Below are 22,913 nucleotides of genomic sequence, written 5' to 3'. Positions count from 1 at the left end.
TACATTAAAAAAATGACAAAGCTTAAAATAAAATCAGGAGATACTGTTCTTGTTATCGCAGGAGACCATAAAGGTCAGGAAGGTAAAGTTCAGAAAGTATTTCCAGAAAAGAATAAAGCCATAGTGGAAGGAATTAATACAATTTCTAAACATGAGAAGCCAAGTGCCTCTAATCCACAGGGCGGAATTACAAAGAAAGAAGCACCTATTAGCATATCTAACTTATCTTTGCTAACTAAGGACGGTAAAGCAACCCGAGTTGGTTACAGAGAAGAGGATGGTAAAAAGGTGAGATTTTCTAAAAAATCAAATGAAGTAATATAGTTATGGCATACGTACCAAGACTTAGACAAGAGTATGATGATAAAATCAAATCAGCTCTTACAGGAGAATATAGTTACAGCAATGTAATGGAAGTGCCAAAGCTTGAGAAAATCGTAATCAGCCGTGGAGTTGGTGGCGCTGTTGCAGATAAGAAGTTAATTGACCATGCTGTTGATGAATTGTCAGCTATTACTGGTCAAAAGGCTGTTGCAACGATCTCAAAGAAAGATGTTGCTTCATTTAAATTACGTAAAGGGATGCCAATTGGTGCTAAAGTAACTTTACGTGGTTATAGAATGTATGAGTTTTTAGATAGATTAATTACCTCTGCACTTCCACGTGTACGTGATTTTAACGGGATAAAAGCTAACGGATTTGATGGTAGAGGTAATTATAACTTAGGTATTACTGAGCAGATAATTTTCCCTGAAATTGATATTGATGCTGTAAATAGAATTGCAGGTATGGATATTACTTTCGTTACAACCGCAAATACCGATAAAGAAGCTAAATCTTTACTAACTGAATTAGGTTTACCTTTTAAAAAGAATTAAGAATGGCTAAAGAATCAATGAAAGCCCGTGAGGTTAAGAGACAAAAAATGGTAAAAAAATATGCTGAAAAAAGAAAAGCTTTGAAAGAAGCTGGAGATTTTGAAGCATTGCAAAAATTACCTAAGAACTCTTCTCCAGTGCGTTTGCATAATCGTTGTAAGCTAACTGGTAGACCTAAAGGATATATGAGACAATTTGGACTTTCTCGAGTAATGTTTAGAGAAATGGCTAATAATGGTCTTATTCCTGGGGTTAAGAAAGCTAGTTGGTAAATTATAAATTGGTTGTAGGTTCCAAAATTATGGAAAACCATAACCGCAAATTAATATAAATGAATACAGATCCAATTGCAGATTTTTTAACGCGAATTAGAAACGCGGTTGCAGCAAACCATAGGGTTGTTGAGATACCTGCTTCTAAAGTTAAAAAAGAAATTACAAAGATATTATTCGATCAAGGATATATCTTGAGTTACAAGTTTGATAATGATACCGCTCAAGGTACTATCAAGATAGCTCTTAAGTACGATAAAGATACTAAAGACTCTGTAATTAAAGATATCCAAAGAATAAGTAAACCTGGTTTACGTAAATATGCCGGTGCTGGAGAATTACCACGTATACTTAACGGTCTTGGAATAGCAATTATCTCTACTTCTCACGGAGTAATGACAGATAAGCAAGCTAGAAGAGACAATGTTGGTGGTGAAGTATTGTGTTACGTTTACTAATTCTTAAAATAACTAAGAAATGTCAAGAATAGGTAAAAGCCCAGTTACAATTCCAGAAGGTGTTAATGTAGACGTTTATGGTAATATTGTAACGGTAAAAGGAAAATTAGGAGAGCTTAAGCAAGAGATTAACGATATAGATGTTAATGTAGAAGATAATGTAATTTCTTTTGAGCGTTCTTCTGAGAAAAGTGATCAAAAAGCTAAGCATGGATTATATCGTGCTTTAGTTAATAATATGATAGAAGGTGTAACTAATGGATTCTCTAAAGAATTAGAATTAGTAGGTGTTGGTTACAGAGCTTCGAATCAAGGACAGAAATTAGATTTAGCGGTTGGTTTTTCTCATAATATTGTTTTGGATGTAGCTCCTGAAGTTAAGGTTGAAACAATATCTGAAAAAGGTAAGAATCCAGTAGTTAAGCTTACTTCTCATGACAAACAACTTTTAGGACAGGTTGCTGCGAAGATTCGTTCTTTCAGAGTACCAGAACCTTATAAAGGAAAGGGTATTAAGTTCAAAGGAGAAATAATTAGAAGAAAAGCAGGTAAATCAGCTTAATAAGTTAGTTATGGCATTTTCAAAAGAAAAAAGAAGATTAAAGATAAGAAAGCGTATTCGAAAGAATATTAGCGGAACTGAAAGCCGTCCAAGATTATCTGTATATAGAAGTAATAAAGAAATTTATGCTCAAATTATAGATGATGTAGCTGGAAAAACATTAGCTTCGGCTTCTTCTAGAGATAAGGACGTGAAAGACGCTACCGGAACCAAAAGCGAAATTGCTAATTTGGTAGGAAAGAGCTTAGCCGATAGAGCGAAGCAATCTGGGGTAGAAACTGTTTCTTTCGATAGAGGTGGTTATTTATACCACGGAAGAATTAAATCATTAGCAGAAGGTGCTCGTGAAGGAGGACTAAAATTCTAAGAAGATATGTATCAAGATTATAAAAACGTAGAACATGTAAAACCAGGAGGTCTTGAACTTAAAGATCGTTTGGTAGGAGTGCAACGTGTTACTAAAGTTACAAAAGGTGGTAGAGCATTTGGTTTCTCTGCTATTGTAGTGGTTGGTGACGAAAATGGTGTAGTTGGACAAGGTTTAGGTAAATCGAAAGAGGTTGCCGATGCTATTTCCAAAGCCGTTGAAGATGCAAAAAAGAATTTGGTACGTATTCCTTTACATAAAGGTACTTTACCACATGAACAAAAAGGTAAATATGGTGGAGCGAGAGTTTTACTTTTACCTGCTGCAACTGGTACCGGTATTATTGCTGGTGGTGCAATTCGTGCGGTATTGGAGTCTGTAGGGGTTCACGATGTGCTTTCTAAGAATCAAGGTTCTTCTAACCCACATAACGTTGTAAAAGCTACTTTTGATGCATTACTTCAGTTAAGAAGTGCAGAAGCAGTTGCTAAACAACGTGGGATCACGTTAGAAAAACTTTTCAAAGGATAAAATCAAGGACAAGATGGCAAAGATTAAGGTAACGAAAGTAAAAAGTGCTATTAATAGATCTCAGAATCAAAAAAGAGTTCTAGAGGCATTAGGTCTTAGAAAGATGGGAAGTTCTGTAGAGCACGAGGATACTCCTAACATCCTTGGTATGATAAATAAAGTTAAACACTTAGTTTCTGTAGAGGAAACAAAATAATAGGTTCACATGAATTTAAGTAACTTAAGACCTGCAAAAGGTTCAGTTAGAAGTAACAATAAGCGTGTTGGCCGTGGAGAAGGATCCGGTAAAGGAGGGACTGCTACTCGTGGTCACAAAGGGGCTAAATCACGTTCTGGTTACTCTAAGAAAATAGGTTTTGAAGGTGGGCAAATGCCACTTCAGCGCCGTGTACCAAAATTTGGTTTTAATAACAGAAACCGTAAAGAATATCAAGGTATTAACTTAGATACTTTACAAACATTAGTAGATAATGGTAAAGTTACTGATACAGTAGATCTAAGTGTACTTGTAGAAAACGGTTTGGCTGGAAAAAACGAACTGGTTAAAATTTTAGGTAGGGGTGAATTAAAGGCTAAATTAAAAGTATCTGTTCATAAATTTACGGCCTCAGCCAAGGAAGCTATAGAAGCTGCAGGAGGAGAAGTTGTTACTTTATAATAGATAGCCAAATGAAATTCATCAATACTATAAAAAATATTTGGAAAATCGAGGAGCTAAAAAATCGTATTTTAGTTTCCCTCGGTTTGCTTTTAGTTTATCGGTTTGGAACTCAGGTTGTACTTCCTGGGATAGATGCCAGTCAGTTAGCAAACTTAGCTAATCAGACAGATAGTGGTTTATTAGGTTTGCTTAATGCATTCACTGGAGGGGCATTTTCTAATGCTTCTATTTTTGCGTTAGGTATTATGCCCTATATTTCTGCTTCCATTGTAGTGCAGCTAATGGGAATCGCTATTCCTTATTTGCAGAAACTGCAAAAAGAAGGAGAGAGTGGGCGTAAGAAGATAAACCAAATTACTAGATGGTTAACCATAGCAATAACGTTGGTTCAGGGGCCTGGTTATATTTATAACCTATTCAATACCTTGCCGCAAAATGCTTTCCTTTTAGGAGATAGCCTATCCTTTATTGTATCTTCAGTAATTATTCTTACCACAGGAACTGTGTTTGCCATGTGGTTAGGAGAGAAGATAACAGACAAAGGTATTGGTAATGGTATCTCATTACTAATTATGGTTGGTATTATTGCTACGCTTCCTCAAGCATTTCTACAGGAATTTGCATCTAGGTTCGAGGGTAGTGGAGGCTTGATTATGGTGTTGATAGAATTAGCTATTTGGTTTGCAATTATTTTAGCCGCTGTAATGTTGGTAATGGCTGTGCGTCAGATACCAGTACAATATGCTAGAAGGTCTGCTACTGGTGGTTATGAGAAAAATGTTTTTGGCTCTAGACAATATATTCCTTTAAAGCTTAATGCTTCAGGAGTTATGCCAATAATTTTTGCTCAGGCTATAATGTTTATCCCTGTAGCTTTGGCTGGTCTATCAGACTCTGATGCTGCACAGGGCGTGACAGCTGCATTTAGTGATATCTTTGGGTTTTGGTATAATTTAGTATTCGCTTTATTAATTATTGTCTTTACATATTTTTATACCGCGATTACTGTACCAACCAATAAAATGGCTGACGATTTAAAGCGTAGTGGAGGCTTTATACCGGGTATTAGACCAGGTAGTGAGACTTCTGAATATTTAGATCGTATAATGTCACAAATAACACTTCCTGGATCTGTGTTTTTAGCAATTATTGCTATTTTCCCAGCGATCATTGTAAAGTTGTTAGGTGTTCAGCAAGGTTGGGCGTTGTTTTTTGGAGGTACCTCTCTTTTAATTCTAGTTGGAGTTGCAATCGATACTATGCAGCAAGTAAATTCTTACTTGTTGAATAGACACTATGACGGATTAATGAAAACAGGTAAAAACAGAAAAGCAGTAGCTTAATTATGGCAAAACAACCAGCAATTGAACAAGACGGAACTATTATCGAAGCATTGTCTAATGCAATGTTTCGTGTAGAGCTAGAAAACGGTCATGTTGTGACCGCTCATATCTCAGGCAAGATGCGTATGCATTACATTAAATTGCTGCCAGGAGATAAGGTGAAGTTAGAAATGAGTCCTTACGATTTATCTAAGGCTCGTATAACTTACAGATACTAAGAAGTAAATTGAGCTATTAATAATTTTTTCATTACTTTTGCACTCTGAAAAAATTATTTTGGCAAATAGGCCATATGTAAATTTTATTTTTGCATCTGGCATTTATAAAAAATATAAAGATGAAAGTTAGAGCATCAATAAAGAAAAGAAGTGCCGACTGTAAAATAGTACGCAGAAAAGGGCGCCTTTACGTGATTAACAAAAAGAATCCTAGATTTAAACAAAGACAAGGCTAATTATGGCAAGAATTGCAGGGGTAGATATACCTAAACAAAAGCGAGGAGTTATAGCGTTAACCTATATCTTCGGAATTGGCAACAGCAGGGCTCAGGAAATACTTGCACAGGCCAAAGTTGATGAAAGTAAGAAAGTTTCAGATTGGGATGATGATGAAATAGGTCGTATCCGTGAAGCAGTAGGTGGCTACACAATTGAAGGTGAATTACGTACTGAAGTTCAGATGAGTATCAAGCGTCTAATGGATATTGGATGTTACAGAGGTATTCGTCATCGTTCTGGATTGCCATTAAGAGGTCAAAGAACCAAAAACAATTCTAGAACTAGAAAAGGAAGAAGAAAAACTGTTGCTAACAAGAAAAAGGCAACTAAATAATAAGTAATATGGCAAAGTCAACAAAACAAGCTCAAAAGAAACGTAAAGTAAACGTTGAGTCTATTGGAGAAGCTCATGTTACTGCTTCTTTTAACAATATTATCATCTCTTTGACCAACAAAAAAGGAGATGTTATTTCTTGGTCTTCAGCCGGTAAAATGGGTTTTAGAGGATCTAAGAAAAATACACCTTACGCTGCTCAGTTAGCTTCAGAAGATGCTTCTAAAGTAGCTCACGAAGCTGGGTTGCGCAAAGTAAAAGTTTACGTTAAAGGACCAGGAAATGGTAGAGAATCAGCGATTCGTTCTATCCATAACAGTGGTATTGAAGTAACTGAAATTATCGATGTTACACCACTTCCGCATAACGGATGTCGTCCTCCTAAGAGACGTAGAGTATAATTAATTATATAATTAGAGAAGGAAATTACGATTATCGAAGGACGAATGCCTTAATTCATAATCCCTTTTCTGTAAATCAATTTTAAATGGCAAGATATACAGGTCCAAAGACCAAAATAGCCCGTAAATTCGGTGAAGCTATATTTGGAGATGATAAATCTTTTGAAAAAAGAAATTATCCTCCGGGACAGCACGGTAACAACCGTCGTAGAGGTAAAAAATCTGAATACGCTATCCAGTTAATGGAGAAACAAAAAGCTAAATATACCTATGGTATTTTAGAGCGTCAATTTAGAAACATGTTTGAAAAAGCAACAAGTTCGCAAGGAATTACCGGTGAGGTATTACTACAACTTTGTGAGTCTAGATTAGATAATGTTGTATTTAGATTAGGTGTTGCGCCTTCAAGAAGAGCTGCAAGGCAACTAGTTTCTCACAGACACATTACTGTGAATGGAGAATTAGTAAATATCCCATCTTACCAATTGAAAGCAGGAGATGTCGTTGGAGTAAGAGAGAAATCTAAATCTTTACAAGTAGTACAGGATTCATTAGCTAATAATAGCAGTGTTTACGAATGGATTACTTGGAACAACGAAACAAAACAAGGAACTTTTGTTTCAGTACCTGGAAGAGTTCAGATTCCAGAAAATATCAATGAACAATTCATCGTCGAATTATATTCGAAATAATAATTCACAGAAGTCGTAATATGGCAATACTAAATTTTCAGAAGCCCGATAAAGTTATAATGATTGACTCTACAGATTTCGAGGGGAAATTTGAATTTCGTCCTTTGGAACCTGGTTATGGGTTAACCGTTGGTAACGCTTTAAGAAGAGTGCTGTTATCTTCTTTAGAGGGATTTGCGATCACTTCGGTTCGTATCGAAGGTGTTGATCATGAATTCTCAACAATTCCTGGAGTTGTAGAAGATGTTACAGAAATAATTTTGAATCTTAAACAAGTTAGATTCAAGAGGCAAATTGATGAAATAGATAACGAAGCCGTTACAATTTCTGTTTCTGGTGAAGAAGAATTAACCGCTGGTCACTTTCAAAAGTTTATCTCTGGTTTTCAAGTTTTAAATCCCGATTTAGTGATTTGTCATCTTGATAGCAAAGTGAACATTAATATGGAGATCACTATCGAGAAAGGTAGAGGTTATGTTCCTGCAGAAGAAAATAAGAAAGCCAATGCTCCTTTAGGTACAATCTTCACAGATTCTATTTACACTCCTATAAAGAATGTAAAATATAGTATCGAGAATTACCGTGTAGAACAAAAAACTGACTATGAAAAACTAGTTTTTGAAATTAGCAGTGACGGTTCTATTCATCCTAAAGATGCGTTAACAGAAGCAGCAAAAACTTTAATTCACCACTTCATGTTATTCTCTGATGAGCGTATAACATTAGAGGCTGATGAAATTGCACAAACTGAAACTTATGATGAAGAATCTCTTCACATGAGACAACTACTAAAAACTAAGTTAGTAGACATGGATCTTTCAGTTAGAGCATTAAATTGTTTAAAAGCGGCTGAAGTTGATACCTTAGGAGATCTTGTATCTTACAATAAAAATGATCTTATGAAGTTCCGTAACTTCGGTAAGAAATCATTAACAGAGCTTGAAGAGCTTGTAAGCAACAAAGGACTAAACTTTGGTATGGATCTTTCAAAATATAAATTGGATAAGGACTAATTCACATTGGTGAATTACTCTAAAAAGAATAGTAATGAGACACGGAAAGAAAATAAATCATTTAGGTAGAAAGACCGCGCATCGTAAGTCGATGTTGGCCAATATGGCGTCTTCACTAATTGAGCATAAACGCATCAATACTACTGTGGCTAAGGCAAAAGCTTTAAAAGTTTTTGTAGAGCCATTAGTAACAAAGTCTAAAGAAGATACTACACATAATCGAAGAATAGTTTTTAGTAAATTGCGCGATAAATACGCAGTTGCTGAATTATTTCGTGAAGTAGCACCAAAAGTAGGTGATCGTCCAGGTGGTTATACAAGAATCATTAAGCTTGGTAATCGATTAGGAGATAACGCTGATATGGCTATGATCGAGTTAGTAGACTTTAACGAGACTTACAACGTAAACAAGCCTGCGAAGAAGAAGTCTACTCGTAGAGCTGGTAAGAAAAAAGCCGAAACTACTGAAGCTCCAAAAGCTGAAGAGTCTAAGCAAGATGAGCAAGAAGGTAAAAAAGAAGAATAGATGATTCTTTATTATCAATAGTTTTAAAAAAAGGATAAACTCACCGAGTTTGTCCTTTTTTTTTATCTAATTAGTATTCATTTCAATAATTCCCTAACTTTAGATAGTATTATTTTTAGTATGAAATATCAAACAAGAAAAAAAGCTATAATTCTATTAGCAGACGGAACCATTTTTCATGGAAAACTTGTAGGTACTGAAGATGGCAGTGCCGTTGGAGAGGTTTGCTTTAATACCGGAATGACCGGTTATCAGGAAATATTTACAGATCCATCTTATTTTGGCCAATTGATGGTTACCACCAATGCCCATATTGGTAATTATGGAACTAATACTGAAGAGAATGAATCTGATGGTGCTAAAATAGCTGGTTTGATTTGTAAAAATTTTAGCTACGATCAATCAAGACCTGCAGCTGATAAGACGCTACAGGAGTTTTTAAATGAAAGCAATTTATTTGCAATTTCTGATGTTGATACTCGTGCACTTGTGACCTACATTAGAGAAAACGGTGCAATGAATGCTATTATCTCAACAGATGTTGAAAATATAGAGGGACTGAAAGCTGAGCTTGCTAAAGTGCCAGATATGGATGGTTTAGAGCTTGCTTCTAAGGTATCAACTAAAGAACCATATTTTTATGGAAATGAAGACGCAACCTACAAGGTTGCTGCTTTAGACGTAGGAATCAAAAAGAATATTCTTAGAAATCTTGCAAAAAGAGATGTTTATGTAAAAGTTTTTCCTTTTGATACTTCTTATGAACAAATGAGTGAGTGGAATCCAGATGGGTATTTTCTTTCAAATGGCCCTGGAGATCCAAAGCCATTAAAAAATGCCATTCAGCTCGCAACCGATATTATTGAAAAGGATCATCCTTTATTCGGGATTTGCTTAGGGCATCAAATTATCGCTTTAGCAAACGGAATACCTACCTATAAAATGCACCATGGTCACCGTGGAATTAACCACCCAGTAAAGAATTTAAAAACTGGTAAAGGGGAAATTACCTCTCAAAATCATGGATTTTCGGTAGATAAAACAGCGACAGAAAATCATCCGAATATAAAGATGACTCATATTTGTCTTAATGATCAAACTGTTGGAGGTTTAGAGATGACCAATAAGAATTGTTTTTCAGTACAGTATCATCCAGAGGCTAGTCCGGGTCCAAATGATGCAAGCTATCTTTTCGATGAATTTATAGAAAGGATTAAACAGGCAAAAGCATAATAATATAAAAGCCGAGATTCAATCTCGGCTTTTTTCTTGTTTTAATTTAAGATATTGATAATATGGGGAGTAACAGATACTGCTTCGCAAACGTTTTAGGTAAAATGCTTGTTATATTAAAAATTATTCCTCGTTTTTTTATTGTTGTATTTGTATCTTGCAGACTAATCAATTAATTAAATTATAATATAAATTATGAGTGCTATAGTACATATTCATGCACGTCAAATTTTTGACTCCAGAGGTAACCCAACAGTAGAAGTAGATGTAATCACAGAAAACGGAGTATTAGGAAGGGCAGCAGTTCCTTCTGGAGCTTCTACCGGTGAGCATGAAGCTGTAGAACTACGTGATGGTGGTGACGACTTTATGGGAAAAGGTGTTCTTACAGCTGTTGATAATGTAAACAGTAAAATTGCAGAGCAGCTTTTAGGCTATTCAGTTTTCGAACAAAATTTGATCGATCAGGCAATGATCGAGCTAGATGGAACTTCAAATAAATCTAAGTTAGGAGCTAACGCTATTTTAGGTGTTTCTCTTGCCGTAGCTAAAGCTGCAGCAAACGAATTAGGTCTTCCTTTATATCGTTATGTAGGTGGTGTAAGCGCAAATACGCTTCCGGTGCCAATGATGAATATTATTAACGGAGGTTCTCACAGTGATGCTCCTATCGCATTTCAGGAATTTATGATTATGCCTGTAAAGGCAGAAAGTTTTTCTCATGCTTTAAAAATGGGAACTGAAATTTTCCATAACCTTAAAAAAGTACTTCATGATAGAGGTCTTAGCACTGCTGTAGGTGATGAAGGTGGATTTGCTCCAACTTTAGACGGAACGGAGGATGCTTTAGAAACTATTCTTAAGGCTATAGAAAAGGCTGGATACAAAGGTGGTGATGAAGTTATGATCGCTTTAGATTGTGCTGCTGCCGAGTTTTACGAAGATGGAAAATACAATTATGCTAAATTCGAAGGCGATAAAGGTGTAGTTAGATCTAGTGAAGAGCAAGCTTCTTATTTAGCTGAATTATCTTCAAAATACCCTATCGTTTCTATCGAAGATGGTATGGATGAAAATGATTGGGAAGGCTGGAAAGCGCTTACCGATAAAGTAGGAGATAAAATCCAATTAGTAGGAGATGATCTTTATGTAACTAACGTAGAGCGCCTATCAAGAGGTATCGAAGAAGGAATTGCAAATTCAATCCTTATCAAAGTGAACCAAATTGGTACACTAACCGAAACAATTGCTGCTGTAAATATGGCTCATAATGCTGGATTTACTTCTGTAATGTCACATAGATCTGGAGAAACTGAAGATAATACTATTGCAGATTTAGCTGTTGCTTTAAATACCGGGCAAATCAAAACTGGTTCTGCTTCTAGAAGTGATCGTATGGCAAAGTACAATCAGCTTCTTAGGATTGAAGAGGAATTAGGAAGTGTTGCTTATTATCCAAAAGAAAAAGCATTTAAAGTAAAATAAGGAATATTAGTTTTTTTAGAACTTAAAAAGCTCTTCATTAATTTGAAGAGCTTTTTTATTTTAATTTAATATTCTTTTAATTAAATATTTGAGGATTAATAATTAACTTTTCACTCACTAAAGTTCTAATCTAATCCTAACCAGATTTTTACATGCATAATTTTTTGTTTGTAGCTTCAGAAAATGATGCTATACCCCGTTGCAAAGCAGGAGGAATGGGCGATGTACTACGCGATGTCCCCAGGCAAATTTCTCAAAAAGGAGATACCGTTCATGTCGTAGTACCTTCATATTCCAGACTTCACCATGGTGGAACTATGGTCTCTAAATTATTCTTCAATCTAAGAAATACTTCTTACGAGGCGGAAATTTATAAAGTTCAACCTAAAAAAGATTTTCCAGGAATTACCCATTATGTAATTCATCATCCCGAAATTGAAGGAGGAGATATAGCACATATTTACCACAACGATCTGGATCAACCATTCTATACAGATGCGATAAAATATTTTATATTTTGTACTGCTGTGGCTCAAGCTATTAAAAATAACGTTTTTGGAAAACTTGACGTTATTCATTTGCACGACTGGCATGCGAGTATGATTCTATTTTTAAGAAGATATCATCAGGAGTATACAGCACTTCAGGATATCCGTGTAATTTATAGTATACACAATCTAGCTATACAGGGAATTAGACCTTTCGAAAATAATTATTCTTCTGTGAGGAATTTTTATCCTAATGTTGATTTTAATTACGACGAACTAAAGGATAGACGCTATCACGATTGTATCAACATGATGGCGCTGGGTATTCGGTTTGCTGATGCCGTTCATACGGTATCACCTAGTTATAAAGAAGATGTTCTTCATCCTAGCGATCCGCCAGTTTTTATTGGTGGCGAAGGTCTTGAAGAAGATTTAAATCAGGCCAATGAGGAGGGACGATTTATAGGAATATTAAATGGATGTAATTATAGAAATATAAGAAGAGCTAGAAAAAATAATTTATATTTCAATATAGCATTCGCACTTTTTAAATGGATGCAACATGAATCAAAAAAGTATAAATCAGATTTCTTAGCCCATACTGGCGAAAAAATTATGCCTTTCCTAAAAAGAAAACCAGAATTTGTATGCTCTAGTGTCGCTCGTTTAACAGAACAAAAGTTTTATTTCTTTAAGCAATCGCCTGAAGCTTTTATTGAAATTTTAGATCTTTTGGCAGAGGTGAACGGCGTATTTATCTTATTAGGTACTGGGGCGCCCGAATATGAAGAGTTGTTACGAAAAATTAGTCATCAAAAAAGTAATTTTTTATTTATTAATGGCCAGGACGAAGACGTTATCGATAGTATTTATCTGGAAACAGATTTGTACTTTATGCCTAGTTTATTTGAGCCATGCGGGATTAGCCAGATGCTTGCAATGAGAAATGGACATCCTTGTCTTGTTCACCATACAGGTGGATTAATCGACACGGTAAAGCATTTGGAGACCGGTTTTGCTTTTGATGGCGAGAGCTACGATAAGAAAATCAAGAATATGGTAGATTCTTTTAAACATGTATTGGAAATGTTTTTCGACGATAAAACCAAATGGAGAACAATAGAAAGAAATGCAAAAAAAGAACGCTTCACCTGGAAAAAATCAGTAGACGATTACTATAAATCACTCTACAAATTACCAGCTTAAATTTACTTATACACTTATTAAGCAAAATCTCTTGAAACCCTTGTTAATATTAGTATAATTGCTTGGTTTTAATTGAATAGAAGCTTAGATTTTATTAAATTCGCAATCGATTAATTAAAATTGTAATTCAACACAATGTCAGATAAAGCTATATTAGAATATCAAGGAAAAAAATATGAGTTCCCTGTAATTGAAGGAACAGAAGGTGAACTGGGTATTAATATTAAAACCCTTCGATCTGAAGCCGGAATGATAACTTTAGACCGTGGATATAAAAACACAGGAAGCTGTGAAAGTGCTATCACTTTTTTGAACGGAGAAGAAGGAATCTTAAGATATAGAGGTTATGCCATCGAAGACCTTGCTGAAAAAGCAGATTTTCTAGAAGTAGCTTATCTTTTAATTTTTGGTGAATTACCAAACAAGCAGCAGCTTGATAAGTTTTACGGAGATATAAAAGAAGAATCTGAGGTTGATGAGGAGATGAAGAAAATTTTGGATGGATTTCCAAAAGCTGCTCACCCAATGGGAGTTCTTGCCTCATTAACTAGTGCATTAACTGCTTTTAATCCTGGTTCTGTAGATGTAGAATCAGAGGAGGATATGTATAAAGCAATTGTAAAGATTCTTGGTAAATTTCCAGTACTTGTTGCTTGGACACAAAGAAAGAAAAGTAGCCTTCCCCTTAATTACGGAGACGATTCTTTAGGATATGTAGAGAATCTGCATAAAATGATGTTTGAGAAGCCAGGCAAAAAATATAATGTAGATAAATCTGTGATTGAAGCATTAGATAAATTATTAATTCTTCATGCAGATCACGAGCAGAACTGTTCAGCTTCTACAGTAAGAATGGTAGGTTCATCTCATGCAGGATTATTTGCTTCTATCTCTGCTGGTATTTCAGCACTTTGGGGACCACTTCATGGTGGAGCTAACCAAGCAGTAATCGAGATGTTAGAAGGTATCAAAGCTGATGGTGGAGATACACATAAATTTATGCAGAAAGCTAAGGACAAAGATGATTCTTTCCGTTTAATGGGCTTTGGACACCGTGTTTATAAAAACTTCGATCCAAGAGCTAAGATTATTAAGAAATCTGCAGACGAGGTATTAAATGGTTTAGGAGTAGAAGATCCAGTATTGGACATCGCAAAAGGATTAGAGAAAGAAGCTTTAGAGGACGATTACTTCGTAAAAAGAAAATTATATCCAAACGTAGATTTCTATTCAGGAATTATTTATAGGGCTTTAGGTATACCAGTAGAGATGTTTACTGTGATGTTCGCTCTAGGAAGACTTCCTGGTTGGATAGCACAATGGAGAGAGATGAGACTTAAAAAAGAACCTATTGGTAGGCCAAGACAAATCTATGTAGGGGAAAACTTAAGAGAATTTAAGCCCGTTAGCGAAAGATAATAGTACACTATTATAATTATTTGAAAAGCCTCATTATTAAATGGGGCTTTTTTATATTTGGAAAAATGTTAGCAATGCAGTTAAAGATTAATAACGAAACATCAAGATTAAGAGCAGTTGTTTTAGGAATCGCTAAAAATAATGGCGGTGCACCGGGACTTGATGAAGCTTACGATCCAAAATCTATAGAACATATTAAAGCCGGTACTTATCCTAAAGAAGAGGATATGGTGAAAGAGATTGAAGCGGTTGCTGAAGTTCTTAAAAAGTACGATGTCGAGGTTTTTAGACCTAAGATTATAGAAAATTATAATCAAATTTTTACAAGAGATATTGCATTTGTAATCGAAGATAAATTTGTAAAGGCAAATATTCTTCCCGATAGAGAAAAAGAAATAAAGGCGATTGATCATGTAATTAATCAAATAGATCCAGAAAATATAATAAAACTTCCAGAAGAAGCTCATATTGAAGGTGGAGACGTAATGCCATTTGGAGATTATATTTTGGTAGGAACTTATATTGGTGAAGATTATTCAGAATATATTACGGCAAGAACAAACATTCATGCAGTAAAAGCGCTTCAGGATATATTTCCGAAGAAAAAAGTAGTTTCTTTCAATTTAAAAAAGAGTAATGTAGATGCTAAGGAAAATGCCTTGCACTTAGATTGCTGTTTTCAACCCGTTGGAAAAGACAAGGCGATTATATATAAGGGAGGTTTTTTAGATTCTAAAGAATATCAATGGCTTGTAAATTTATTTGGAAAAAATAATGTTTTTGAAATTACTAAAGACGAAATGTATGATATGAATTCTAACATATTTTCGATTTCAGAAAAAGTAGTTATTTCCGAGGAAAAATTTACGCGGCTAAATTCCTGGTTGCGTTCTCATGGAATCACGGTAGAAGAGGTTCCTTATTCGCAGATTGCAAAACAAGAAGGTTTACTACGTTGTTCAACTTTACCTTTAATTAGAGACTAAAATGAAACAGATCACAGATACCGTTCTTATGGTAAGACCCGTAGCTTTTAGAATGAATGAAGAGACGGCGGTTAATAATTATTTTCAAAAAGAATTAAAAGGAAAAGATGTAAACGAAAAAGCGCAGGCAGAATTTGACGCTTTTGTGAAAAAATTGAGAGCAGTTGGTGTACATGTTATAGAGGTAGATGATATTGCTGAAGATAATACTCCAGATTCAATTTTCCCTAATAATTGGGTCTCTTTTCATGAAAATGGAGAGATAGCTTTATATCCCATGTTTGCGGCAAACCGACGCAAGGAACGCCGTTTAGAGTATTTTGCAGAGCTGGAAGATGCCGGTTTTAAAATCACCAATATTGTAGATTATACTTCTGCTGAAGACGATGACCTTTTTCTTGAAGGAACCGGAAGTTTAATTTTAGACAGAGAAAACGAAAAAGCATATTGTGCTTTATCACCTAGAGCAGATGAAGATCTTCTAATTGAATTTTGTGAAGATTTTGAATATACTCCAGTTATTTTTAATGCGTATCAAACCGTTGATGGCAAGCGAAAACAAATCTATCATACCAATGTAATGATGTGTGTTGTAGAAGAATTTGCTGTAGTTTGTCTAGATGCTATAGATGATGCTAAAGAGCGTAAAAATCTTTTAAAACATCTAAAGCAAGATAAAAAAGAGCTTATCGTTATTTCTGAAGAACAAATGCACGAGTTTGCCGGGAATATGCTTCAGGTGAAAGGTGCTTTTGATAAAAAATATTTAGTGATGAGCGCGCGAGCGCATCAAAGTCTAACTCCAGATCAGGTAGCTAAAATAGAGAAGCATTCACAGATTTTAAGCAGTGATCTTAATGTGATTGAAACTTGTGGTGGTGGTAGCGCAAGATGTATGCTTGCTGAAGTTTTTCTACCGAAGGCTTAAAGCAATCAAATTGTAAAAAATTAAGGCTGTTTTTTTCGAATTTCGATTACAAAAAGAACCATAATTATTGCTGTGAAAATAGCAAAAGGTAGGGAGCTGATAATTAGGAATTTTTGCATGGCATCTAGAACATCGCTCTCTGGTTTTACATTGCCAAGTAAAATGATAGCTTCAGAAAATAAAAGAATCAATACCGCCCAAATAAGGCGGTATTTCTTTTTTGGATCTTCACTGCCTTTATCACTAAACATACTTAATACATAAATAGCCGAGTCTACCGAGGTTACCAAAAAACTAATCAATAAGATAACGGTGATAATATTTGTGATATTAGAAAGCGGAAAAGATTCAAAGAATTTAAATATAGAAGTAAAGACATTGCTGAATTCCCCATTATAATTTGTCATGTTTTCAATAATATCAAAAGACGATCCACCAAAAACACTAAACCATAAAAAACTACCTAAAGATGGCAGGATTAAAACGCCCAATATCATTTCTCTAATAGTTCTTCCCTTTGATATTCTCGCAATAAAGATGCCTGTAAAAGGTGCCCAAGCCAGCCAAAATGCCCAGTAATAATACGTCCAATCTGTTAAAAATTGCTTACCAGGATTAAAGTCGCCAATGGCTAAGCTTAACTGAAAAAAGTCTTTAAGATAATACCATGTGGCGGTTAAAAATTGTCGTAGTATTTCAGCAATATCAGCTTGTAGAAATACAAATATCATTAATGCCATAGTGATATAAATATTCCAATTAGAAATACGTTTAATTCCCTTTTCTACACCCGAATATGCTGAAATGAATGCTAGGAGGCAAATAAGAAAAACTAATCCCATTACTATCCAAAGCGTTCCTGGTTGTTTTTCCATAAGATGGCTAAGGCCACCTTCTATTTGCGTTGTTCCTAAACCTATTGCTGCTACCAATCCAAAAACAGTAGTGAGAATAGTTAAAATGTCGATACTTTGTGGTGCGGCCTTAATTTTACTAAGCTGAGGTAAACTTGTGCCAAGAAGAATAGTATTTTTTCGTATAAATAGAGAATAGCCAATTATTAATGCAAATATTCCGTAAAATGCCCAAGCTGTAAATCCCCATTGATAAAATGTGAATTCTAAGGCTATAATATCATTGGGATAATCTGTTTTTAAGGGAGGATTTTGAAACATGAATACAGGTTCCTGTACCGCTCGTAATAAAATTCCGGCGCCCATCCCGGCACTATAAAGCATCGCAATCCAGGATAATCGATCAAATTGTGGTGGAGACGCACCTAAGCGAATTTTCCCGTATTTCGAAAAAGCGACGATTAGGAGAAATAGCACACAAACTAATCCCAGCCAGAGATAAAATTCACCAAAAATTTCTCTTACCCAGATAGATGCGCTGTCGATAAATGAGTAAAATTCTGTAGTAAAAGAAAAAATAACAACCGAGAAAACAAATAGAATTAAAGCCGCGCAGTAAAAGAGCGGATTGTTTTTAATATCTGTATTGATGGTTTTGAAATTAATTGTTCAATTCTTTTTTAGATTCTGAAGTAGTGATCTTGGTTATCATACCATCAAAAATAAAGTAATGAAAGGGATACATCGAATACCAATACAAACGCCCTAGTAACCCCTTTGGTCTAAAAGTGGCTGTTTGGTGTACAATATCATCTTCATCAATACAAAACTCTAACCAGGCTTCCCCAGGAACTTTCATTTCAGCAAAAAGTAACAATCGTTTTTCTTCTCTATCGGCTAAAAGCACACGCCAAAAATCGAGTGAATCGCCCGGGGCCAATTTTGTAGGATGTGTTCTTCCACGGCGTAAACCAACGCCACCGGCAATTTTATCTAAATAACCTCTAATTTTCCATAACCAGTTTCCATAATACCAGCCATTTAATCCGCCAATTGCCCAAATTTTATCTAATGCTTCTTCAGGGTTTTCTGCCTTTTTTTGTTGCTTGTCAAAAACACAGCCGTATTTAGGAATTTGTATATACTTGTTTAATTCCTTTTTAAATCGACCGCTGCTAAGAGAATCTTTCCAGCTAGATATAACCTGATTTTGTTCAATTCTATGAAAAGCCATTTCTATAGCTTCTTTATAAGAAATAGTTTTTATCCCTAGGATTTTTTCTAATTTATTATCTCTTGCAATCACTTCAACCTCCATACTGTCTACAAGATTTTGTGCTAATTTATATGAGGTTGAGGTTACAAAATATAGCCAATGAGATGAGAGTTTAGCCGACATGACAGGAACGGTAAAAATCCAAAGTTTTAAACCTCTAACTTCAGCATATTTCAACATCATTTCTTTATAAGAAAGGATATCTGGGCCACCAATATCAAAAGATTGATCGTAGCATTCTTTGTGACCAATAACACCTGTTAAAAATTTTATCACATCTCGGATAGCAGTAGGCTGGCATTTTGTTTTAACCCATCGCGGTGTAATCATTACGGGTAACTTCTCGCATAAATCCCTAATAATTTCAAAAGAAGAACTTCCGGAGCCTACAATAATCGCAGCACGTAAAACGGTAAGATGATAATCGCCTTTATAAAGAATATCTTCTACCGCTTTGCGCGATTTTAGATGTTTAGATAGCTTATCCTGGTTTACCATTCCACTAAGGTAAATCACTTGTTTTACGCTAGTTTCAGCCATTAACCGGTTAAAGTTTTTAGCAGCTTTGGCCTCCTGGCTATCAAAATCTTTGGTGTTTCCACTCATCGAATGGATTAGATAATATGCAATATCAATATTCTTGATTTTATCTGGCGCATCTGTATCTTCCAGTAAATCGATTTCAACAATTTCAACTTGTTTTATCAATTCCTTGTTAGAAGATAATCTATTTCTATTACGAACAGCACAAATTACTTCGTGTCCCTGTTCAATAAGTTCAGGGAGTAATCGCATTCCAATATAGCCGTTTGCACCGGTAAGTAAGATACGCATAGGATAATTTTCTTTAGAATAGAAACATCTCAAATTACCATTTTAATTGCTACCTTTCCTTAGGATTAATAAAATTTTATAAAATGAATAACGTGCTGAAAATCGCACTTTTAATAATTGGTGTTGGTTTAATTGGATATGGAATTTACAGCTTGCTTTCTCCTGAAGTTATTCTAGAAGCAGAACCAATTGAAGTAGAAGCACAAAATAGCAATACACAATCTTATGCCATGATTGCTTTTGGTTTACTTACTTTAATTGGTGGCCTGGCATTTAATAGGCGCTAATTCTCATTAATTATTACCGAAGCCTATACCTAAAATGGTCATAGCTGAAGTGCTAATATATTCGATGCCAATTGCGATAACTATAAAACCGATAATTCTTGAAATTGCGTTGATCCCTGAAGCTCCCAGATATTTCGCAATCAAATGAGCACTTTTCAGCATTAAAAAAGTAGAAAGGCATACGGCGAAAATCGCTAAAATTGTGATTAATTTTTCTGAAGTTAAATGATAATCTTCGTACATCCCGATAAGTAGGGAGATCGATCCAGGCCCAGCAAGCATTGGGATGGCAAGCGGAGTAAGAGAAATTCCTTCACGCTGTTGCGCATCATCTTTCACGCGGTCGTTCATTCCTTTGTGTTTAGAAAATGAGCCGGTTAGTAAGGCAAATCCAGATGTGACAATAATTAATCCGCCGGCTATGCGTAAAGATTCAATACTAATTCCGAAGAATTGTAGAATATACCTGCCACTAAAAAAGCAAATTGTAAGAATCACAAAAATATTTATAGCGGTTAAAAGTGATGTTCGTGCCCGCTCTTTGGAGTTATCTTCAGTGGTTAAACCTACAAAAATAGGAATGGTGCCAAGCGGATTGATAACAGAAAATAAAGCCGCAAATACATAGATAAACAAATCCATAATTTTTTTTCGGCAAATATGCGCTAAGTACGGTCGCTAAAAATTAAATAAAAATTAGCCTTAGATTATCAAAAATCGATAATTATACAGGCTATGTTAAGTGAAGTTCAAATAACGAAGACAGTGATTTATTTAATCAATATTCTAAAAAACAACAACTTCTTTAATTAGACATTTTATAGGTCATCGATACGAGTTGGAGCGTTTTCATCCTTATAATCGATTAGTTTTTTGAAGAACGTATGTACATTTTTATCTTTTGCGGCTACTTTTATAAAATAATGATCACGATAAATTGAATATTCCTGGGCTTTTCCTTTGTAGATTTTTAGCTTCCAGAAAGGAATTACTAAGGCATAGGTTTCTAAAATTGCTCGAAATCTTACAATAATTCCGTTCGGTCTTATTTCGATATTGCACGTATTGGTGTTGTTATCCAAAACAAGTAAGTTATGAATATCAATACTTACAGAAGTTATTTTTAATCGAGGCGATCCACTGCCTTTAAGTTTAAATCGATCTCTTAGTGTTAGTGTTTTGCCAACTTCACGGTCGATTTTCTCTTTAATTTCAGGCTTATTGTAAGAAATATTCAATAACATCTGTTTTTCTTCAAAAGATAAGAAACTTCTCTTAGTTTTCGGCCAGTATCTGTGTATAGTTGAAATATAAGGATTTGCTATGCTAAGCTTTAGTAAAAAGGGCATTTTCTGTTATCTTTGCAGCGATTTTAAAAGTATTATAGAGAGAAATTGCTTCCCAATAAATCTGGGATTATAATATAAAAGCTCACTTAGTGAGTTAAAAACGCTATAAAATGAATATTCAGGAAATGCTTACTGCTTACGTTAAAGAAGCGGTGCAAAATGTTTACGATGTAAGTCTAGAAACGGTAGAATTTCAGCCAACAAGAAAAGATTTTGAGGGCGATATTACCGTAGTTTGCTTCCCGATGTTGAGACAGGTGAAAACCAATCCTGTAAAACTTGGTGAAGAAATAGGGAATTACCTGCAAGAGCACGTAACTATTGTAAGCCGTTTTAATGTGGTAAAAGGATTTCTAAATATAGTATTTAATGATGCTTTTTATCTAGATTTTTTCAATGAGATTAAAAATGATCCTGAATTTGGTTTTGTAAAAGCCGGCGAAAAGGCGAGAAAAATCATGGTAGAATATTCTTCGCCAAATACCAATAAGCCGCTTCATCTTGGTCATATTCGAAATAATTTATTAGGATTTTCTGTAGCCGAAATTTTAGAAGCTGCTGGGAACGAAGTTTATAAAACGCAAATTATTAATGACCGCGGAATCCACATCTGCAAATCGATGTTGGCTTGGCAACGATTTGGGAACGGTGAAACACCAGAATCTACAGGTCTAAAAGGAGATAAGCTGGTTGGGAATTACTATGTAAAATTCGATCAAGAATATAAAATTGAGATCGAGAAATTAATTGCTGAAGGTAAAACCGAAAAAGAAGCAAAAGCTGAAGCACCTATTTTACTAGAAGCCAAAGAAATGCTTCGTAAATGGGAAGCTGGTGATAAAGATGTTGTAGCGCTTTGGAAAACCATGAATCAATGGGTCTATGATGGTTTTAAAGAAACATATAACGCACTCGGGGTAGATTTCGACAAGAATTATTACGAAAGCGATACCTATCTTTTAGGAAAAGATGTGGTGAATAAAGGTTTGGAAAGCGGAGTTTTTTATAGAAAAGAAGACGGCAGCGTTTGGATAGATCTTACCGATGAAGGTTTAGATGAAAAAATTGTTTTGCGTAGCGATGGTACCGCAGTGTATATGACGCAGGATATTGGTACAGCCATACAACGTGTGGAAGATTTTGCTATTAACGGAATGGTTTACACCGTTGGTAATGAGCAGGATTATCACTTTAAAGTTTTATTTTTAATTCTGAAGAAATTAGGTTTTGCCTGGGCAGAATATCTTTATCATTTAAGTTACGGGATGGTAGATCTCCCTAGCGGAAAAATGAAGAGTAGGGAAGGAACTGTAGTGGATGCCGATGATCTAATCCAGGAAATGACTGAAACTGCGAGGACAATTTCTGAAGAATTAGGTAAATTAGATGGTCTTAGCGAAGAAGAAAAAGGCGAGCTTTACCAAATGATTGGTTTAGGAGCACTTAAATATTACATTTTAAAAGTAGATCCTAAAAAACGAATCTTATTTAATCCTGAAGAATCTGTAGATTTTCAAGGAAATACTGGGCCATTTATTCAGTATACACATGCAAGAATTCAGTCGATCTTAAGAAAGGCCGATTTTGATTATGAATCTCAATTAGTTTCAGAATACGAATTGCATGAAAAAGAGAAAGCGCTTATCAAACAAATTCAGCTTTACCCTGAAACAATTCAATTGGCAGCAGAAAATCATAGTCCGGCGCTAATTGCAAATTATACTTATGATTTGGTAAAAGAATTTAATTCGTTTTATCAAAATGTATCAATTTTGGGTGCAGAGAAGGATTTAGAGCGATACTTAAGAACTCAACTTTCTGGAGTTGTAGCTAATATTATTAAAACTTCATTTGGATTATTAGGAATCCAGGTTCCTGATAGAATGTAGATCAAAATGAAATAAAAATATAAAAGAAGAAGGCTGAGATTATACAATTTCAGCCTTTATTTTTATAAAAAATTTCCATTTTCAGCATAAAATGAGTTCCAAAGCAATTAGTGCGAATAAAAAACTTTTCACTTCAGTACCAAA

General features: G+C 35.0%; 29 protein-coding genes. 25 read left to right on the top strand and 4 right to left on the bottom strand.

Annotated features, from left to right (window positions below; translation table 11 throughout):
• Window positions 1-12 precede the first annotated feature (12 nt).
• From rplX to ctlX, 23 genes are all read left to right on the top strand, one after another.
• Window positions 13-324, top strand: coding sequence for a 50S ribosomal protein L24 (gene rplX / locus PBT89_RS14160; protein WP_270062435.1), 312 nt, complete (start codon window positions 13-15; stop codon window positions 322-324).
• A 2-nt stretch (window positions 325-326) separates the two neighbouring features.
• Window positions 327-878, top strand: coding sequence for a 50S ribosomal protein L5 (gene rplE, locus PBT89_RS14155; RefSeq protein WP_270062434.1), 552 nt, complete (start codon window positions 327-329; stop codon window positions 876-878).
• A gap of 2 nt (window positions 879-880) precedes the next feature.
• On the top strand, window positions 881-1,150 hold the full coding sequence (rpsN, locus tag PBT89_RS14150; protein WP_270060259.1) for a 30S ribosomal protein S14: 270 nt from the start codon (window positions 881-883) through the stop codon (window positions 1,148-1,150).
• A 59-nt stretch (window positions 1,151-1,209) separates the two neighbouring features.
• A complete protein-coding gene (gene rpsH, locus PBT89_RS14145; RefSeq protein WP_270060260.1) occupies window positions 1,210-1,608 on the top strand; it encodes a 30S ribosomal protein S8 in 399 nt (132 codons plus the stop codon).
• A 19-nt stretch (window positions 1,609-1,627) separates the two neighbouring features.
• A complete protein-coding gene (gene rplF, locus PBT89_RS14140; RefSeq protein ID WP_270062433.1) occupies window positions 1,628-2,170 on the top strand; it encodes a 50S ribosomal protein L6 in 543 nt (180 codons plus the stop codon).
• A gap of 10 nt (window positions 2,171-2,180) precedes the next feature.
• Window positions 2,181-2,537 (top strand): 50S ribosomal protein L18, encoded by a 357-nt coding sequence (rplR, locus tag PBT89_RS14135; protein ID WP_270060262.1) that lies wholly within the window; start codon window positions 2,181-2,183, stop codon window positions 2,535-2,537.
• A gap of 6 nt (window positions 2,538-2,543) precedes the next feature.
• Complete coding sequence (gene rpsE, locus PBT89_RS14130; RefSeq protein ID WP_270060263.1) at window positions 2,544-3,068, top strand: 30S ribosomal protein S5; 525 nt, start codon at window positions 2,544-2,546, stop codon at window positions 3,066-3,068.
• A gap of 13 nt (window positions 3,069-3,081) precedes the next feature.
• Complete coding sequence (rpmD, locus tag PBT89_RS14125) at window positions 3,082-3,264, top strand: 50S ribosomal protein L30 (RefSeq protein WP_270060264.1); 183 nt, start codon at window positions 3,082-3,084, stop codon at window positions 3,262-3,264.
• Between the two features lie 9 nt (window positions 3,265-3,273).
• Window positions 3,274-3,726, top strand: coding sequence for a 50S ribosomal protein L15 (gene rplO / locus PBT89_RS14120; RefSeq protein WP_270062432.1), 453 nt, complete (start codon window positions 3,274-3,276; stop codon window positions 3,724-3,726).
• Window positions 3,727-3,737: 11 nt separating this feature from the next.
• The gene (gene secY, locus PBT89_RS14115) at window positions 3,738-5,072 is read left to right on the top strand and encodes a preprotein translocase subunit SecY (protein ID WP_270060266.1); all 1,335 of its coding nucleotides are present in this window, start codon (window positions 3,738-3,740) and stop codon (window positions 5,070-5,072) included.
• 2 nt (window positions 5,073-5,074) lie between these two features.
• Complete coding sequence (gene infA / locus PBT89_RS14110) at window positions 5,075-5,290, top strand: translation initiation factor IF-1 (RefSeq protein WP_013073244.1); 216 nt, start codon at window positions 5,075-5,077, stop codon at window positions 5,288-5,290.
• Between the two features lie 119 nt (window positions 5,291-5,409).
• Window positions 5,410-5,526, top strand: a complete 117-nt coding sequence (gene ykgO / locus PBT89_RS14105; protein WP_010519235.1) for a type B 50S ribosomal protein L36 — start codon at window positions 5,410-5,412, stop codon at window positions 5,524-5,526.
• Between the two features lie 2 nt (window positions 5,527-5,528).
• Entirely contained in the window at window positions 5,529-5,903 is a 375-nt protein-coding gene (gene rpsM / locus PBT89_RS14100) for a 30S ribosomal protein S13 (protein WP_270060267.1), read from the top strand.
• Window positions 5,904-5,911: 8 nt separating this feature from the next.
• Window positions 5,912-6,304, top strand: coding sequence for a 30S ribosomal protein S11 (gene rpsK / locus PBT89_RS14095; RefSeq protein ID WP_270060268.1), 393 nt, complete (start codon window positions 5,912-5,914; stop codon window positions 6,302-6,304).
• Window positions 6,305-6,390: 86 nt separating this feature from the next.
• On the top strand, window positions 6,391-6,996 hold the full coding sequence (gene rpsD / locus PBT89_RS14090; RefSeq protein ID WP_270060269.1) for a 30S ribosomal protein S4: 606 nt from the start codon (window positions 6,391-6,393) through the stop codon (window positions 6,994-6,996).
• 20 nt (window positions 6,997-7,016) lie between these two features.
• Complete coding sequence (locus tag PBT89_RS14085; protein WP_270060270.1) at window positions 7,017-8,009, top strand: DNA-directed RNA polymerase subunit alpha; 993 nt, start codon at window positions 7,017-7,019, stop codon at window positions 8,007-8,009.
• A 34-nt stretch (window positions 8,010-8,043) separates the two neighbouring features.
• The gene (rplQ, locus tag PBT89_RS14080; protein ID WP_270062431.1) at window positions 8,044-8,535 is read left to right on the top strand and encodes a 50S ribosomal protein L17; all 492 of its coding nucleotides are present in this window, start codon (window positions 8,044-8,046) and stop codon (window positions 8,533-8,535) included.
• Between the two features lie 120 nt (window positions 8,536-8,655).
• Window positions 8,656-9,768 (top strand): glutamine-hydrolyzing carbamoyl-phosphate synthase small subunit, encoded by a 1,113-nt coding sequence (gene carA / locus PBT89_RS14075; protein WP_270062430.1) that lies wholly within the window; start codon window positions 8,656-8,658, stop codon window positions 9,766-9,768.
• A gap of 195 nt (window positions 9,769-9,963) precedes the next feature.
• On the top strand, window positions 9,964-11,253 hold the full coding sequence (eno, locus tag PBT89_RS14070; protein ID WP_270060273.1) for a phosphopyruvate hydratase: 1,290 nt from the start codon (window positions 9,964-9,966) through the stop codon (window positions 11,251-11,253).
• A 152-nt stretch (window positions 11,254-11,405) separates the two neighbouring features.
• Window positions 11,406-12,947, top strand: a complete 1,542-nt coding sequence (locus tag PBT89_RS14065; RefSeq protein ID WP_270060274.1) for a glycogen synthase — start codon at window positions 11,406-11,408, stop codon at window positions 12,945-12,947.
• A 135-nt stretch (window positions 12,948-13,082) separates the two neighbouring features.
• Window positions 13,083-14,366, top strand: a complete 1,284-nt coding sequence (locus PBT89_RS14060) for a citrate synthase (protein ID WP_270062429.1) — start codon at window positions 13,083-13,085, stop codon at window positions 14,364-14,366.
• Between the two features lie 74 nt (window positions 14,367-14,440).
• Entirely contained in the window at window positions 14,441-15,352 is a 912-nt protein-coding gene (locus PBT89_RS14055; RefSeq protein ID WP_443089601.1) for a dimethylarginine dimethylaminohydrolase family protein, read from the top strand.
• A 1-nt stretch (window position 15,353) separates the two neighbouring features.
• A complete protein-coding gene (gene ctlX / locus PBT89_RS14050) occupies window positions 15,354-16,280 on the top strand; it encodes a citrulline utilization hydrolase CtlX (protein ID WP_270062427.1) in 927 nt (308 codons plus the stop codon).
• 20 nt (window positions 16,281-16,300) lie between these two features.
• On the opposite strand, the gene PBT89_RS14045 is transcribed toward ctlX, so the two are convergent.
• Window positions 16,301-17,713 (bottom strand): BCCT family transporter, encoded by a 1,413-nt coding sequence (locus tag PBT89_RS14045; RefSeq protein ID WP_270064271.1) that lies wholly within the window; start codon window positions 17,711-17,713, stop codon window positions 16,301-16,303.
• Between the two features lie 82 nt (window positions 17,714-17,795).
• The gene (locus tag PBT89_RS14040; protein ID WP_270062426.1) at window positions 17,796-19,244 is read right to left on the bottom strand and encodes an SDR family oxidoreductase; all 1,449 of its coding nucleotides are present in this window, start codon (window positions 19,242-19,244) and stop codon (window positions 17,796-17,798) included.
• Between the two features lie 83 nt (window positions 19,245-19,327).
• Between PBT89_RS14040 and PBT89_RS14035 the strand changes: the two genes are divergently transcribed.
• Window positions 19,328-19,531 (top strand): hypothetical protein, encoded by a 204-nt coding sequence (locus PBT89_RS14035; protein WP_270060279.1) that lies wholly within the window; start codon window positions 19,328-19,330, stop codon window positions 19,529-19,531.
• Between the two features lie 6 nt (window positions 19,532-19,537).
• On the opposite strand, the gene PBT89_RS14030 is transcribed toward PBT89_RS14035, so the two are convergent.
• Together PBT89_RS14030 and PBT89_RS14025 are read right to left on the bottom strand one after the other, a co-directional pair.
• Window positions 19,538-20,173, bottom strand: coding sequence for a MarC family protein (locus PBT89_RS14030; RefSeq protein ID WP_270062425.1), 636 nt, complete (start codon window positions 20,171-20,173; stop codon window positions 19,538-19,540).
• Window positions 20,174-20,349: 176 nt separating this feature from the next.
• Window positions 20,350-20,775: a hypothetical protein gene (locus tag PBT89_RS14025; RefSeq protein WP_270064270.1), complete on the bottom strand. Its 426-nt coding sequence runs from the start codon at window positions 20,773-20,775 to the stop codon at window positions 20,350-20,352.
• A gap of 215 nt (window positions 20,776-20,990) precedes the next feature.
• On the opposite strand from PBT89_RS14025, the gene argS reads away from it, so the two are divergent.
• Window positions 20,991-22,769 carry an arginine--tRNA ligase gene (gene argS, locus PBT89_RS14020; RefSeq protein ID WP_270062424.1) on the top strand — a complete coding sequence of 593 codons (1,779 nt, stop codon included), beginning with the start codon at window positions 20,991-20,993 and terminating at the stop codon, window positions 22,767-22,769.
• The last annotated feature ends 144 nt before the right edge of the window (window positions 22,770-22,913 follow it).

This window comes from Zunongwangia sp. HRR-M8 (assembly GCF_027594405.1).
Lineage (GTDB): Bacteria > Bacteroidota > Bacteroidia > Flavobacteriales > Flavobacteriaceae > Zunongwangia.
This window is presented reverse-complemented; position numbering and strand designations above follow the sequence as displayed.